The organism is Fluoribacter dumoffii NY 23 (genome assembly GCF_000236165.1).
Lineage (GTDB): Bacteria > Pseudomonadota > Gammaproteobacteria > Legionellales > Legionellaceae > Legionella > Legionella dumoffii.
Window position 1 is genome coordinate 36,299 of the sequence record NZ_CM001375.1, and the last position, 14,383, is coordinate 50,681.

Genomic DNA, 14,383 nt, shown 5'->3' on the forward strand with positions numbered 1-14,383 from the left:
TGGAACAGGATTTATTGGGTGACTGGACACTCTGCGCATCCAATGGACGTATCAAGTCCAGATTTGGGCAAAGCCATATTATTGCCTTTGCAAGTTTTTCTGATGCCTTGAAGCACTTTTGCGTCATGGTGAAAGAACGAAACCAACGCGGTTATTATCTGATCTCTTATCAAACCCATGATGTTCTATACCAACAAATACTACCATGGGCCTGCTTTATGGAGGATCCAGCACCTATGAAAAAGAGACCTCGGAAAAAGCAAGTTCGATCATTGCTGAATCAAAACTCAACCATTCAATCCCAATCTCAGGACTCTCAGCAAATGCTGCTTATTTTTTAACGAGTACCACCTTCCAATTATAAAAAAAGAGAATAATTATTTTCCACAATCAGAATAATTTGTCTTTAGATATAGGATATATTATATTATATATAGATGGAGATAATGATGAATAAAGTTTTAATATCAATACCCGATCAAATCGCTTCTAGAATGAGAGCAGCAATACCTCAGCGACAACGCAGCAAGGTGATTGCTCATCTTATTGAAAAAGAAATTGAACGACGTGAAAAAGCGCTCTATGAATGCGCTTTAGCTGTTGAAAATGATCATGGTTTACAAAATGAAATGAACGATTGGGATATAACGGTTCAAGATGGATTAACTGATGAATCGTGGTGATGTATATTGGGTAAACCTCGACCCTACTACAGGCTCTGAAATCAACAAACTCAGACCTTGCGTTTTAGTTGGAGCAACACCGATTAATCAAGCAAGACGCACTGTTGTCGTCGTTCCTCTTTCAAGCTCTGCTACAGCCAGACCACCAATTACCATCACTGTTTCTTGTCTTGGCAAACAAGTTACCGCAGTTTGTGATCAAATAAGAACGATTGATAAAAGTCGTTTAAAAAAAGTGGCAGGAAACCTTTCAGATAAAGATTTAAATGCCTTGGATGATGGGTTACGACAAGTTTTATGCCTTTGATTAAAACTTAATCTACTCCAAACCTTTAATGTTACGCCGTTATTCTGTCATGAACTCATAAAATAACCTTGCACCAATACCAGAGAGACTGATAAGGATTCTAAGCAACCACTTAAAAGGAAATGACATGGGTTGCGAATGCTATCAAGCTGCTATCGGAGCAGATAGAAAGGTGCTCTGTATGTAATAAAAGAAACATTTGAAATTCTGGGTGAAACTCATAAAGCACATCTTGAATCCAAGAAAAATTGATAGCAAGTCGGGAGAACTCATCAAGCAATCAGGCAATTTAAAAAATAGGTAATTTATCTCAACGCCACTGCAAATTAGAGTTTTCCTAGTGTAACTGTTAAGAAAATCAATCTTAATATACAGAGTAATTAAATTTTAAATAGTTTGCTCAATTATCGGCTTACTTGATTTAACTAGAACGTCTATCAAATAAAATCTAAATAGGAAAATCGATTGGGTTTAACATAAGCAGAAAGAACAACAAACCCTCCTTCCCCATAGCCTGGTTTACTCTCCTCTGGCGTTAATATAGTATCAACAGGAGAGAATAAAGTTTGATAAATTGCTTCTTCTTTAAAATTAATTTCATGAAGCAATTCAAAGACCTCCTGTACCGAATAAAAATGAGCGTATCGATAAAACAGATTATCTTGCTTGGTGGCCTCATATTGCTGTCCAATCATCGAATGTTTATCAATCATACCAATAATAAGCTTACCATTGGGCTTTAAAACCCGTTTTGCTTCAAGAAGTGCTACTAAAGGTAAATTCAAAAAACACAATACTGTATTGAATAAGACAAAATCAAATTGTTGTTCATACTTAGGAATCTCAATGTTAAATCGGGACAGGAGTGTTGGTAAAATATAAACAACCAAGGTGCTAAGGTGACACTGGATGCTATTTCGAGACACACTATGTCGGATTAAATTAAGTCAATACGCTTAAAGTTATAAAATAATTCCAAATTTTAGATAGATCTATCCTGGGAACGCCTATGCAACCAGCCTTTTTCTTTGTGCCAGTTTCTCGTGATTTTCATAAAAAACGCAGCGTTAGCACCAATTTTGCGATAAGCAAGTTCCATTTCGCTATGACATAGAATGCATTCCTTAGGATTAATCCCAAAGGTCTTTTGCATCAACTATGGGTATTTGAGATTGTAGGTTTTGGGCTCAGGTTCTTACCCCAATAAAGCACGAACTAATGGTAATTTCTCTCTCCGTACTCTATTTACAAGAAATCCATAATAGCGCAACATCCTGAAATGCTTTTTAGGGATATGTTGTACCAGTCTACGGATAAACTCCTCCGTAGAGCAGTGAAAATCTTCGTGTTGATTCGTCTTATGATTCAGGAAGTTAAAGGTTACATTTTGGCCATTGTAATGCCGTAACCTGCTGTGGCCAATCGGTGGCCTACGAATATAACGCCCAAGATAATTAATTGACGCCTGTGGGTTTTTTTGTGGTTTGGCCACATGAACTATCCACGGTTTGTTGAGTCTACGATTGAGCCAAGCGCTAAAATGACCCTGTGTCGGGCATAGGGCATTTAATACTTCAGGAAGAACAAGAACTCCTTCTCTATAGGCTTTTTTCAACATCTGTATCACACGATAACGCCACATCTCCATAATCACTTTCTTTTTGAAGTAGAACGTGACAAAACGTGTCTCTTTATCATTTATCCCTCCTTGGGTAGTCGAGATATGCACGTGCGGATTGAACTTTAAATCTCAGCCAAAGCTATGAAGCGCTGCAAACATTCCGGGTAAGACTCCTTTATGACTCGCTAACCGCAGCAAAATAGAAGCTGCTACTGGCAGCAGCCAACCTAACAAAATCCAGTTTTCTTTGAAAAACCTCCATAATTCCCGTGGCATCGTAAACGTAATATGCTGCCAGTCACAACTGGGTAACAGATGAATTTGTTTGCTTATCCAATTCTCGGTGGCTTTCTTCCCACACTTCGAGCAAAACCGATTATGGCAGGTAAACGCAACTTTTTTGCTATGTGATGTGGTTCAATTGATTTAGACACTCCAGTTAAGAGATAATTTGTTTAATTGGAGGTCACAATGTCTATAAGAAGAAAATATACAAAGGAATTTAAACTGGATGCGATTAGTTTAGTAACTGAGCAAGGATACACATGTCCAGAAGCAGCAAGGAGCTTGGGAATTAATTCGAATATTTTGAGTCGCTGGATTCGAGAGGCAGCGGAGAATAATGAAAATGCTTTTCGTGGAAATGGAAAATTAACGGAAGAGCAACTTGAAATTCGTCAGTTACGAGAAGAAGTCAGAAGGCTGACAATGGAGAAAGAAATACTAAAAAAAGCCACGGTCTTCTTTGCGAAAGAAGCGAAATAAAATATTCGTTTATCGCCCAACATAAGAAGACCTGGCCGGTTGGCATGATGTGCCAACTCATGGGCGTTACTTCTTCCGGGTACTATAGCTATCAAAAACGGAAGAGTACAAAACCGAACAATGAACCAGAACATGAAGAGCTATTGGAGTGGGTTAAAAAAATATCGGAATCCAGCAAATTTTCGTATGGAAATCGCAGGATAAGGAAAGCACTGAATGCTCTTGGTTATCCGGTTGGCCGCAGAAAAACTCGTAGATTAATGCGTGAAGCGGGTATTTTTGTTCGCTATAAAAAGAAATACAAAGTGACAACAAACAGCAATCACAAGCAACCTATTTTTGATAATGTTTTAAACAGGAAATTTCAGGTCAATGAACCCAATCGTGCCTATGTGTCCGATATGACCTATATCCCAACCCATGAGGGCTGGTTATACCTGACGGTGGTAATTGATTTGTTTTCCCGAAAAGTGGTTGGTTGGAACATGAGTTCGAGAATGAAGGCTGATACAGTTTGCGATGCATTAACAATGGCCATTTGGCAGAGAAAGCCAAAAGCAGGCCTTATTGTGCATTCCGACAGGGGCTCACAATATGCCAGTAAACAATATCGCAGCCTTCTCAATCAACATGGCCTTGTGGGCAGCATGAGCAAAAAAGGTGACTGCTGGGACAATAGCGTTGCTGAGAGTTTTTTCAGCCGCTTGAAGGATGAATTAGTTCATTGGCGTAATTATCAAACCCGACGGGAGGCAAAACAAGATATTCTAGATTACATGACTATGTTTTATAACAATCAAAGATTGCATTCGTCTTTGGATTATCTAAGTCCGAATCAATTTGAAAATCGGTACTGGGGGGTTAATGAAAAAAGTGGCTTAACTGGGGTGTACAAATTTGCTTGACCACGTCAATGAGTGCATTTAGGGTTGGGGCAGTCATAACAGGAAAATCCTCGCAAGGTGCTCCCGCAACTTAAAATGTTCGAGATTGTTTCCAAAACCTCATGGCGTAGCGTGTCTTTATACTTCTGGAAATAGTGATACCAGGAGTTATCTTTGAGCAACAAGTCCTTCAGGCTTCTCTTTTGTTCGCAGTCCAACTCTTTTTTACTTACAGCATAAAGCATTTACAAAGGCCAACCTCTTAATAAATTATCCTGATATAATCATTCATCTATCTATCCTTAATCGCTCTATAATGAAGACTCAAAAGAAACCACAAAAGCAAATCGATAAACTCCATGCAAAAAATCAAGGGCGCTGCTCCATATGTAAAATAGACTTTGGTGATGACTTTGCATCTTATACCTGGACTGGTTATGATTCTATAGGGCGTTTGCAAGTCACAAGCTAATGTTGTCATGAAAAAATAAGACGGCTCGTAAACATCGGATTATGTGGGTTTATTGATCCTGATGAGTTCAATGAAGCAATTAAAAAGCATCCTTTGTATGAACAGTTTTATAATGTCATTTTGTAATGAATTCTAAAGAAGGATTTTATTGCGCTGAGAGATGAATAATAATTTACGGTCTTATGATGATTAGAACTCCAATGCTTCTTTACCCCTGCCAACGCATTTGGCTCTGAGCGAAGCGCCTTGAAAACTGCGTAATTTGCCCCGATATTGGCTATTAAGTAATAAAATTAGAGCTATGAAACTTTGTGTAAAACGGTGACTAGAGTTTTTGATAAGCCAATCTTGAAAGGAGATTTAGATGAAAAAGAAACTACTTCCTATTTTAATCTCTGTTCCTCTTATCACTATGATGTCAGCAGGAGCCATAGCACTTGAAGCGAAACAAAATAATCAAGTACAAAAGAGTAAAGATTTATTAGCCTTAGATCCATTTGATAACGATCCCTTTTTTCAATCACCTTATGATGTTTTGAAGCAAATGGAAAAAATGCAACAGGCTATGGACCAGTTTATGAAGAGTCAATTCTCACAAATGCACACTAACCTTCTAAAACAACCCAATCAAATGCTCTTTGGTAATACAAATAATGTTGAAATTAAAGAAAGTAAAAATGAGCTTGTTTATAAAATAAAATTACCTAAAGGTGGGGATAGTAAAGTTGATGTTTCTGTTAAAGAGGGACAATTAGTGGTTAGTTCAAATATAACGCAAAAAATCACTCGTGAACAGGATAATAGTAAAAGTGTAAGCTATTCTCAGAGTAATTACAGTCAAACATTCCAATTACCACAGGGCTATGATCCCAATTCTATGAGCTCAAAAGTGAAAGATTCAAATTTAATTGTGACATTTAAAAAATCACTTTCGACATCTTCAATACTCTAAGGGATTGAGATTTTAAGCGTTGTAACGCCACATATCGATTTTGCAGATGATTGTTTTGTAATGTAATTGACTTGACAAAATGAGGTTGTGAGTCCAACTTTATAATCAGTCAGAAATGACAAACGTATCAATTTAAGGAGTGAAACGATGAGTAAATTAATAAAATGGAAAAAAGAAACCCCGATTGCCATTGAGCATACACATAATCCGTTCTTAAGACTTCAAAATGAAATAGATCGTGTATTTCATGATTTTAATGATTTTTTTTCGCCCTCTCGATTCAATTGGGAATTTGATAATCTAAATCTTGCCCCATCAATGGATGTTGTGGAAGATAAAGATCATTACAGTATTGAGCTTGAGATGCCCGGTATGGATGAAAAAGATATCAAGGTTTCTTTAGCGGATAATATATTGACCATTTCTGGTGAAAAGTCGACTTCTAAAAAGAATGAAGACAAAAAATATCTTTCTCGAGAAATTAGCTATGGGAAGTATGAGCGTTCTATTTCATTGCCTTCAACAATAGATGTTGATAAGGCTAAGGCAACTTTTAAAAAAGGAACACTTTGCATTGAGTTGCCGAAAAAAGAAGAGGCTAAAAAAAGTACTCGTGATATCAAAGTAGAAAAAGCGTAGTCTATTGGCCCTGTAGCTAACAGGGCAACACCTTGAGCGGATTACATCATACTCCTCTTCTTCCAGTGCAGTATACATATATTTGCTTTTTTCATCGACGTCTTGGTTTTTATTTAGAAAATTGACATTTATTTTTTTTCATTGCCAATGCGTTCAATGATTGCATGATTTGTATTGCTCATAAGAATTTCCTTATAAAGAGAAATTATCCTTTCTTCCTTATTGATCTAGAAATCAACAAATCTCAAAGAAAACATCATCAGAAAAGAACAAGAAACTCAATTACCTTACTTTTCTTATATTTATTGATGTATTTGAGAGATTTTTATTTATTAACTGTTGCAGAATTAATTATGCGAAGGCCAATAAGTTCTTTTTATTTTCCATGTGATATCTAATACGATATACAAATAATATTAAAAAATTTAAATTATTTTATGAACTTATTTTTAAGGACTTCTAAATAACTTCCCACATCATATTGATATTTTAGAAGCCCCTGATTTATTTTTAATATGCTTGTACTTCTGAGTGAATGTTATGATCACTAAGAGTGAAAGTGATCTTCTCTCGAATAGCCGGACACCTTGTTTAAGAGATATAATCTCATCAACAAGGAGTAATCATGGTAAGACAAGTTTATACAAAAGAGTTCAAAATTAAAGCTATTGAACTACTGGAATCAAGTAATAAGCCCTTAAGACAAGTAGCCAGAGAGCTTGTTGTAGCAGAAAATAACCTATATAACTGGCGCAAACAATACCTTCTCAAACAAGAGAAAGTATTCCCAAATCAATCTCAATTAAATGAAAAAGACTTAGAATTAAAGCGATTGAAAGCGCGTGTAGCGGAGCTGGAAGAAGAGCGAGAAATCTTAAAAAAGGCGGCAGCGTTTTTCGCCAAGGAAGGCCAGCGAAATATGCGGTAATAAAAGAACAATCGGCTTTTCATCGTGTACAAAAGCTTTGTTAGGCATTAGGCGTATCCAGTAGCGATTACAACAGGCATTGCGTAAGTTGGGTAAATATCATGGGAAAGCGAGGATCAAACGCTTAATGCAGCAGGAAGAACTCAAACCTAAAGCGGCAAGGCGTTTTAAAGTGACAACAGATAGTCGCCACTCAAAGCATGTGGCCGAAAATATCTTGGGAAGACCATTTAATCCTGTTGCTATTAACACCGTTTGGGCGTCTGATATAACCTACATTCAAACTGATGAGGGCTGGCTTTATCTAGCATAGATTTATTCAATCGACAGATTGTCGGTTGGAGCATGGGAACTCGGTTGGTTACAAGCCTTATTGAAGATGCTCTTATCATGGCGATTCACCGCAATAACCCACCTAATGGCGTTATTCATCATTCTGATATAGGATCTCAATATTGCAGTAATGCTTATCAATCGCTTCTCAAAGAACATGATTTTATTTGCTCCATGAGTGGCTCGGGTAACTGTTATGACAATGCAGTTATGGAAAGTTTCTATCATACTTTGAAAGTCGAAATGATTTATGGGGAACAATATAAAACTAGAAAGGATGCTCGATTAGCTCTATTCGATTACATTGAAGTGTTTTACAATCGTCAGCGCATCCATTCAACTTTAGGGTTTCAGACCCCGAATGACTTTGGGTTGGTTGCATAATGTTGGTGTCCTGTTTTTTCGAGGAAAGATCAAATGTGGCGTATTTTGAGGCGACTATAGGCATTTGTTCATTATTCTACGGGTGCTTTTTTAAAATGTCGAACTACCTTTGTCGTCGCATTGTCAATTATTTCGCCTCTAATGTCGCCGGGTGTATCACTAACTTCGGCTAACATCCAAATATATAATTTCTCAATATCATCGCCAGACTTATATTGTATTATTTTCTCATTGGAATAAATTCGTGCGGTATATTGTTGATTCATATCTCATTCTCCATTCAAGATATTGCTCAATAAATCCATTTCACAATTTCATCTTGAAAGACCTTCTTTTAAGCAAAATCTTATTATAAATTATAGCCTAGTTGGGGTGCTCGTTGAGATGTTTTGATACGTTTTGCTTGTCCTATTTGTTTAATCAGATATTCGTCAAGGAATCGGCGGTTTAACAAACCAGTCAAGAGCTCGCAGATTGATTGAGAATGCAGTATGGGGTAAGTCAGGATACGTGTGCAAAATGGGTCACTTCATTTTTATAGAGACCCATAACCCTTGCCGTGTATGGGTTGTAGCCTTTTGCCATAGAAATGGTTTTTAAGATAAAAATTAGAGTAAACTATTACTGCTCCCATGGTGGCTTTGGTGTGATTGTCAATGGGGTAGAACTATCATCTTTTTTCATTTCCTCCTGATTTGCAGTAAGATCAAGAGCGTTATGTCGCATTGTTGTTTTAAAATTTTGCATTCTTTCACGTGCTGCTAATAATTCTTCCTCTGATGGTTGCAGTGTAACCGATGACAACTGACTTTGCTCATCTTTATTGTATGGTTTATCAGCGCAAACAAATGGAAGTGCCTGGTTAGTTATAACATGAATTGTTGATAATTCATTATGCCCACTTGGTAGTGATATTAACTCAACATTATACCCGTTTCTTTGTAATTCTTGAGGGAATCTTTGGTTAGCTTCAAGTCGAGTTTCGCCTGTAACATTATATTTGATTTGGTTAGCAGGTGTTTGTCTCAGGGTTTCTAATTGGCCAATAGACATGAAAATATTCAAGCCTTGTGGTGAATAAATCTATTTTTTATCATTTGAAATAATCAAGTAGGAAGAAATGGACGAGTAAGTTGCTTTAGTTACCATCGGAACAGGTAGTATTGATACAGCTGTATGTCAGGAGATGTAAAAAATCGAATTATCAAATTTCATTGATTGTTATTTCAAAGAAGGCAATCATGGACCAATAACCATGGCGCGCAAGCGCGGATTGTCCTTAGGACATGGCATTAACCCAAATTTTTATTGGAAAAAATGCAATGTTATTTCATGTAGAAAGAAGGACAATCCTTTTGCGAAAATACATTAATGTGGTCATGAAAAAAATAGAGCCTATTATTGCAAGCGTCAGAAATTGCGGCCACACGATACCAAACCCTGCCCCTCTAAATAAAATCGATTGAGCAAGCATCACAAAGTGAGTGTTAGGCGCAACCAGCATCATGGTCTGGACAAATTCAGGCATGCTCTCACGAGGGGTCAATCCACCTGAAAGCATTTCTAGCGGGAGAAGTACCAGAATCAATAAGATACCAAATTGAGGCATGGAGCGGGTGATGGTTCCCATAAAAATACCTATTGACGTTGTAGCGAACAAATTGATTGCCGCACCAAGCAAAAACAGAAGAATTGAACCCTCAATGGGGGCAGAGAGTAACCCTTGTACCACTGTAATAAGCGAAACAGCACAAACGATGAGTACAATGGAAGCCATTGCCCAAATTTTGCTGGCCATGATTTCAAATGGCGTGACTGGCATCACTAATAAATGTTCAATTGTTCCATGTTCGCGCTCCCGAAGTAATGCGGCACCCGTTAGCACAATGGATAACATCGTTACATTATTAATCAACTCCATTAAGGCACCAAACCAGATCTTAGTTAATGTCGGGTTAAATCGAACGCGGACTGCAAGATCAACAGGCGGAGTTTCCACAGAACGATAATGTTCGACAAATTCATTGATCTCCCTCTCAATAATAGTTTGAATGTAGGCTGTTCCTGTGAACGCCTGACTCATGCGTGTAGCATCAATATTCAGTTGAAGGGTTGGCTTTCGCCCGGACAAAAGATTCCGTTGAAAATCAGGCGGGATATTTAAACCAAAGGTATATAAGCCTTCATCCATGCCCGAATCCATCTTTGCTTGTGAGGTGGTCACGTATTTTATAAATTGTGGGGGATAAAAAGCATCCCTGATACGTTGTGAAACAGCGGATTGATCGAGATCAACAATGACAATCGGTGCTTTGTGCAGCATTTCGGGCATGGCTGTGGCTGTTGTATAGATTTGTACAGTAAATGCAAAGACGATCAGTGCTATCATAATTGGGTCACGAAGCAAACTTCGATATTCCTTAAACCCAAGTTGCACAATATTACTTATTGTCACTTAGCGCTCCTGTTTTTTTAAAAATAAAAGACAACACCCAAGCAATACCGGCAAGGTGATGAGTAAATATAAAAAAGGATGGAGCAAATCTTGAAAACTCAGTGCCTTGGAAAAAGTACCTCGCGAAATCGTAAGAAAATGCGTTACCGGATAGATTTGGCCTATCATTGCTCCCAATCCTTCCAAAGAGGATACCGGCTCTATCATGCCAGAAAACTGGGTGGCTGGAAGAAGCGTCAGTATTGCAGTTCCAAACAATGCCGCCACTTGGCTTTTCATAAAAGTGGAGATTAGAAATCCCATCGAAGTGGAAAGAGTAACGTAGATTAAAGCACTAAAGAAAAGGATGGAAAAACTTCCTTTGATCGGTACATCAAATAAATAAATGGACAAGGCGATTAGCAATAGAAAATTAAATACGGCCAAAATCACATAAGGTATCAATTTTCCCAAAAGAAACTCAAGTTTAGTAATGGGCGTCACGTATAAATTAACGATGGATCCCAGCTCTTTTTCTCGCACCACAGAAAGTGCCATCAACATCGCCGGGATTAACATCAATAGGATAGGAATGACGGCTGGAACCATGGCAGGTAAACTTTTCACATCCGGGTTATAACGAAAACGAGGCTCAATATTGAAGAACTCCTCCGATTTTTGATGAGTCAAATAAGGCCAACTATTCACTAACCAATGCTGATGCATTCCATACACATAACTCTGAATGGTTTCTGCACGGGTAGGCATTGCTCCATCAATCCATGCCCCAACTTGTACGGGAGTCTCTTTATTGATGTCACGGGCAAACCCACTTGGGATTTCCAATGCCAAGCTTAATTTTCCGCTTCGCATACGTTGATCCATTTCTTTATAATCCAAGATGGGAGGGAGTTCTTTAAAATAGTGCGAGCTGGCTATATTAAGAACATAAGCGTGGCTGGCATTCGTTTGATCCCGATCAAGAACTGCAAAGGTTAACTGTTCGATATCCAGAGTAACTCCATAACTCATAATGATCATCAGTAGAATGCTTCCCAAAAGCGCAAGAGTTGCACGAATTGGATCGCGTATCAGTTCGAGCGCTTCACGACGGCTGTAGCTGAACATGCGTCTGATGTTGAAATATTTTTTTGCAGGAATGATTTTGGGGTGTTCAGATAAAGAGCTCATGATTGGTTTTGCAGGATGTTGCCCTGAAGGATTCACCTCCTTCTTCTTCATGGCCTCTTCTAGATAGCTGATAAAGGCTTCTTCTAGCGAAGAGGCTTGTCTTTGTTGGATGAGTTTGACTGGATTTTCACTAACCAATACTTTACCGGCATGCATCAGCGAAATGCGATCGCAACGTTCTGCCTCATTCATGAAATGGGTAGAAATAAAAATGGTTACTTTATCCTGTCGGGATAAATCAAGCATTAATTGCCAAAATATATCGCGAGCAACCGGATCAACACCAGAAGTCGGTTCATCAAGAATGAGTATATCGGGTTGATGGATAATGGCTACAGCAAGAGAAAGCCTTTGACGAAGACCTAGTGGTAATGAGTCAGGCCGTTCATTTTCATAGTCAGACAAAGAGAATTTTTCGAGCAATTGTTTGATGCGTTTGGGAATGCTATGGGCGGGCAAACGAAACAATTTGGCATGCAACATGAGATTTTGATGAACCGTTAATTCCGTGTACAGCGAAAAAGATTGGGACATATAGCCAATGCGTTGACGTATCATCAGATCGTTTGAATCAACAGATTGTCCAAATAGCGAAGCTTGACCCTCGCTGGCAGGAAGCAGACCGGTTAATATTTTCATAACCGTTGTTTTGCCACAACCATTCGAGCCAAGAAACCCAAAAATTTCGCCACGCTCTATACAAAAATTGACGTGGTCTACTGCGACAAAATCACCAAAGCGTTTGGTCAAACCGGTTGCTTCAATAGCTACTTCCGATTTTTGAGTGGATGAGCGGGGTTCTATTACCATGGGGTGCATTTGTCGCTGCTGCTCGGGTAAGAGGGCAACAAACGCTTCTTCCAGAGAATGAGTACGACTTTGCCTCAACAGGTCACTCATAGTCCCTGAAGCCAAGACTTTTCCAGCATTCATTGCAACCAGCCAATCAAAACACGCCGCTTCCTCCATGTATGCAGTGGCCACCAGAACACTCATTTTCGGCATTTCAGCACGCAACGTCTCAATGAGCTCCCAGAATTGACGCCTTGAAAGGGGATCCACTCCTGTCGTAGGCTCATCCAGAATTAACAGATCGGGAGTGTGAATCAGAGCACAACATAATCCAAGTTTCTGCTTCATCCCTCCAGACAGCTTACCTGCTGGCCTGTCTCGAAAAGGGAATAACCCTGTTCTATCCAACAAACGGGTAATGTAGTATTGTCGCACTTCACGGCTATGGCCAAAAAGACTCCCAAAGAAATCGATGTTTTCAAATACTGAAAGGGTAGGATACAGATTTTTCCCCAAGCCTTGAGGCATATAAGCAATGCGCGTGCAGAGGGCTTCACGATGAGAGCTACTCGCCATATTGCCACCAAGAACAAAAATTTGTCCGCGTTGAATGACGCGGGCTCCAGCAATGAGTGAAAACAGACTGGATTTTCCAACACCATCTGGCCCAATGAAGCCAACAATACAACCAGAAGGCAGTTTAAGAGTAATGTTATCCAGGGCACAAGTTTTACCATACCACAAACTCAGGTTATTGATTTCACAAACCGGTTTTTCAACCCCATTATTGGAGGCCTTGTTATTTGACATTTATTTTAACTTCCAACGCCGCGGGCCATTTGCTTTTGGGATCTAATTGAACATAAGCCATCCCTGGCAGCCCTGTCTTGACTAAGGCGATATATTTTTTCAGCAATTCAGGTGCAATACGGGCTTTAACACGGAACATCAGTTTTTCTCGTTCACTGGCCGTTTCTACGGCTTTAGGTGTGAATTGCGCCACACTGGCGACAAAAGTCACCTTAGCCGGTATCACATAGTTGGGTGCCGCATCAAGAATTAAATGAACTGGTGCGCCGATTTGTACTTTACCTGCTTGCTCTGTTGGAAGAAAAAAAACCATATACACATCACTTAAGTCAACCATGTTCAATACTCTGCCTCCTGCGCTGAGCACTTCTCCTGGTTGCGCAACCCGAAACTGGATACGTCCATCACAGGGAGCGATTAAAGTGCTGTCGTTGATATCTGCTGATATACGCTCGATGGTCGCTTGGGTCGCATCGACAGAGGACTCTACGGCGACAACTTCTGCCTCAGCAGTTGCAATCGATGCATCAGCGGAAGCAACATGCGCTTTGGCAGCATGGAGAGTGGCTTGTGCGCTATAGAAATGAGCACGGGCCTCATCAAGACTATCCAGTGACGCAGCCCCTTTAGTGACCAATTTTTCAGTACGGGAAAGGCGTTTTTGCGCCAAATCGAGCTCTGCTTCGCGTTGAGCAACGGTAGCTAATGCGGCTTCTTTTTCACTTTTTCGTTGAATGACCTGATTTTTGGCACTAATGACTTTGCTCTTGGCTTCTTTATTCTGTGCTTTGGCTTCTCTAAGCTGTGCTTCTAATACTTCCGTATCCATTTTAGCCAGAACTTGACCTGATTTTACAAAGTCACCTTCATCCACCAGGATGGTTTCTATTCGTCCAGGAATTTTGGTTGCAATATCAATCTCTACGGCTTCAATACGCCCATTACCACTGGCAAAACCTTCTCCCATTGGATTGGGGTGATAATAATACCAAAAAATGGGTATTAGCATAAGGCATAAACCGCCAATAACAATTCCCCATAACCATTTTTGTTTCCTTCCGACGGCCATGTTCATCCTTATTTTCAATAATCTCTTTTAATGTACCGGTATGAGGTGCATTCCAAAGTCCGCACGTTGTTTGGCATAAAACTGATTTAAGTTATTTTTGCTATATTAAAATTAATTCA

The 14,383-nt window shown here is 39.2% G+C and carries 16 protein-coding genes and 2 pseudogenes; 10 read left to right on the plus strand and 8 right to left on the minus strand.

Features of this window, described 5'->3' with window-relative positions:
* Positions 1–14 precede the first annotated feature (14 nt).
* From KYQ_RS17555 to KYQ_RS17565, 3 genes are all read left to right on the plus strand, one after another.
* Entirely contained in the window at positions 15–341 is a 327-nt protein-coding gene (locus KYQ_RS17555) for a hypothetical protein (RefSeq protein WP_014845119.1), read from the plus strand.
* A gap of 105 nt (positions 342–446) precedes the next feature.
* Positions 447–683 carry a DUF8778 family protein gene (locus KYQ_RS17560; RefSeq protein ID WP_223499713.1) on the plus strand — a complete coding sequence of 79 codons (237 nt, stop codon included), beginning with the start codon at positions 447–449 and terminating at the stop codon, positions 681–683.
* Positions 670–990 (plus strand): type II toxin-antitoxin system PemK/MazF family toxin, encoded by a 321-nt coding sequence (locus KYQ_RS17565; protein WP_014845117.1) that lies wholly within the window; start codon positions 670–672, stop codon positions 988–990. Before KYQ_RS17560 ends, KYQ_RS17565 begins: the two co-directional genes overlap by 14 nt.
* A 437-nt stretch (positions 991–1,427) precedes the next feature.
* Here KYQ_RS17565 and KYQ_RS17570 read toward each other — a convergent pair whose 3' ends face one another.
* The 3 genes and pseudogenes from KYQ_RS17570 to KYQ_RS19735 all read right to left on the minus strand — a co-directional run.
* Complete coding sequence (locus KYQ_RS17570) at positions 1,428–1,916, minus strand: class I SAM-dependent methyltransferase (protein WP_014845116.1); 489 nt, start codon at positions 1,914–1,916, stop codon at positions 1,428–1,430.
* A 269-nt stretch (positions 1,917–2,185) separates the two neighbouring features.
* Complete coding sequence (locus KYQ_RS18710; RefSeq protein WP_061637559.1) at positions 2,186–2,719, minus strand: IS91 family transposase; 534 nt, start codon at positions 2,717–2,719, stop codon at positions 2,186–2,188.
* A gap of 21 nt (positions 2,720–2,740) precedes the next feature.
* Positions 2,741–2,962 (minus strand): annotated as a pseudogene (locus KYQ_RS19735) (IS91 family transposase); the annotation flags it as partial.
* Between the two features lie 120 nt (positions 2,963–3,082).
* On the opposite strand from KYQ_RS19735, the pseudogene KYQ_RS17585 reads away from it, so the two are divergent.
* The 7 genes and pseudogenes from KYQ_RS17585 (at position 3,083) to KYQ_RS19250 (ending at position 7,968) form a co-directional block, all read left to right on the plus strand.
* A pseudogene (locus KYQ_RS17585) lies at positions 3,083–4,258 on the plus strand (IS3-like element ISLpn7 family transposase).
* A 318-nt stretch (positions 4,259–4,576) separates the two neighbouring features.
* On the plus strand, positions 4,577–4,732 hold the full coding sequence (locus KYQ_RS19240) for a hypothetical protein (RefSeq protein WP_154080667.1): 156 nt from the start codon (positions 4,577–4,579) through the stop codon (positions 4,730–4,732).
* Between the two features lie 364 nt (positions 4,733–5,096).
* Positions 5,097–5,684 carry an Hsp20/alpha crystallin family protein gene (locus KYQ_RS17590; protein WP_014845114.1) on the plus strand — a complete coding sequence of 196 codons (588 nt, stop codon included), beginning with the start codon at positions 5,097–5,099 and terminating at the stop codon, positions 5,682–5,684.
* 147 nt (positions 5,685–5,831) lie between these two features.
* On the plus strand, positions 5,832–6,323 hold the full coding sequence (locus KYQ_RS17595) for an Hsp20/alpha crystallin family protein (RefSeq protein WP_014845113.1): 492 nt from the start codon (positions 5,832–5,834) through the stop codon (positions 6,321–6,323).
* A gap of 625 nt (positions 6,324–6,948) precedes the next feature.
* A complete protein-coding gene (locus tag KYQ_RS17600; RefSeq protein WP_014845112.1) occupies positions 6,949–7,251 on the plus strand; it encodes a transposase in 303 nt (100 codons plus the stop codon).
* 127 nt (positions 7,252–7,378) lie between these two features.
* The gene (locus KYQ_RS19245) at positions 7,379–7,564 is read left to right on the plus strand and encodes an IS3 family transposase (protein ID WP_019350445.1); all 186 of its coding nucleotides are present in this window, start codon (positions 7,379–7,381) and stop codon (positions 7,562–7,564) included.
* A gap of 32 nt (positions 7,565–7,596) precedes the next feature.
* Positions 7,597–7,968, plus strand: a complete 372-nt coding sequence (locus tag KYQ_RS19250) for an IS3 family transposase (protein ID WP_019350446.1) — start codon at positions 7,597–7,599, stop codon at positions 7,966–7,968.
* A 71-nt stretch (positions 7,969–8,039) separates the two neighbouring features.
* Here the strand turns inward: KYQ_RS19250 and KYQ_RS17610 are convergent, their stop codons facing one another.
* The 5 genes from KYQ_RS17610 to KYQ_RS17630 form a co-directional block, all read right to left on the minus strand.
* Positions 8,040–8,234 (minus strand): hypothetical protein, encoded by a 195-nt coding sequence (locus KYQ_RS17610; RefSeq protein ID WP_014845111.1) that lies wholly within the window; start codon positions 8,232–8,234, stop codon positions 8,040–8,042.
* A gap of 355 nt (positions 8,235–8,589) precedes the next feature.
* A complete protein-coding gene (locus KYQ_RS17615; protein ID WP_014845110.1) occupies positions 8,590–9,021 on the minus strand; it encodes a hypothetical protein in 432 nt (143 codons plus the stop codon).
* Between the two features lie 277 nt (positions 9,022–9,298).
* On the minus strand, positions 9,299–10,423 hold the full coding sequence (locus KYQ_RS17620; protein WP_019350447.1) for an ABC transporter permease: 1,125 nt from the start codon (positions 10,421–10,423) through the stop codon (positions 9,299–9,301).
* Entirely contained in the window at positions 10,424–13,195 is a 2,772-nt protein-coding gene (rbbA, locus tag KYQ_RS17625) for a ribosome-associated ATPase/putative transporter RbbA (protein ID WP_014845108.1), read from the minus strand. It lies immediately after the preceding gene.
* Positions 13,185–14,264, minus strand: a complete 1,080-nt coding sequence (locus KYQ_RS17630; RefSeq protein WP_019350448.1) for an HlyD family secretion protein — start codon at positions 14,262–14,264, stop codon at positions 13,185–13,187. Before KYQ_RS17630 ends, rbbA begins: the two co-directional genes overlap by 11 nt.
* Positions 14,265–14,383 lie beyond the last annotated feature (119 nt).

Coding starts and splice junctions, on each gene's coding strand:
- KYQ_RS19240 (WP_154080667.1), top strand. CDS start 4,577: ATGAAGACTCAAAAGAAACCACAAAAGCAAATCGATAAACTCCATGCA.
- KYQ_RS17595 (WP_014845113.1), top strand. CDS start 5,832: ATGAGTAAATTAATAAAATGGAAAAAAGAAACCCCGATTGCCATTGAG.
- KYQ_RS17630 (WP_019350448.1), bottom strand. CDS start 14,264: ATGGCCGTCGGAAGGAAACAAAAATGGTTATGGGGAATTGTTATTGGC.
- KYQ_RS19245 (WP_019350445.1), top strand. CDS start 7,379: ATGCAGCAGGAAGAACTCAAACCTAAAGCGGCAAGGCGTTTTAAAGTG.
- KYQ_RS17600 (WP_014845112.1), top strand. CDS start 6,949: ATGGTAAGACAAGTTTATACAAAAGAGTTCAAAATTAAAGCTATTGAA.
- KYQ_RS17560 (WP_223499713.1), top strand. CDS start 447: ATGATGAATAAAGTTTTAATATCAATACCCGATCAAATCGCTTCTAGA.
- KYQ_RS17615 (WP_014845110.1), bottom strand. CDS start 9,021: ATGTCTATTGGCCAATTAGAAACCCTGAGACAAACACCTGCTAACCAA.
- KYQ_RS17590 (WP_014845114.1), top strand. CDS start 5,097: ATGAAAAAGAAACTACTTCCTATTTTAATCTCTGTTCCTCTTATCACT.
- KYQ_RS17610 (WP_014845111.1), bottom strand. CDS start 8,234: ATGAATCAACAATATACCGCACGAATTTATTCCAATGAGAAAATAATA.
- KYQ_RS17565 (WP_014845117.1), top strand. CDS start 670: ATGAATCGTGGTGATGTATATTGGGTAAACCTCGACCCTACTACAGGC.
- KYQ_RS19250 (WP_019350446.1), top strand. CDS start 7,597: ATGGGAACTCGGTTGGTTACAAGCCTTATTGAAGATGCTCTTATCATG.
- rbbA (WP_014845108.1), bottom strand. CDS start 13,195: ATGTCAAATAACAAGGCCTCCAATAATGGGGTTGAAAAACCGGTTTGT.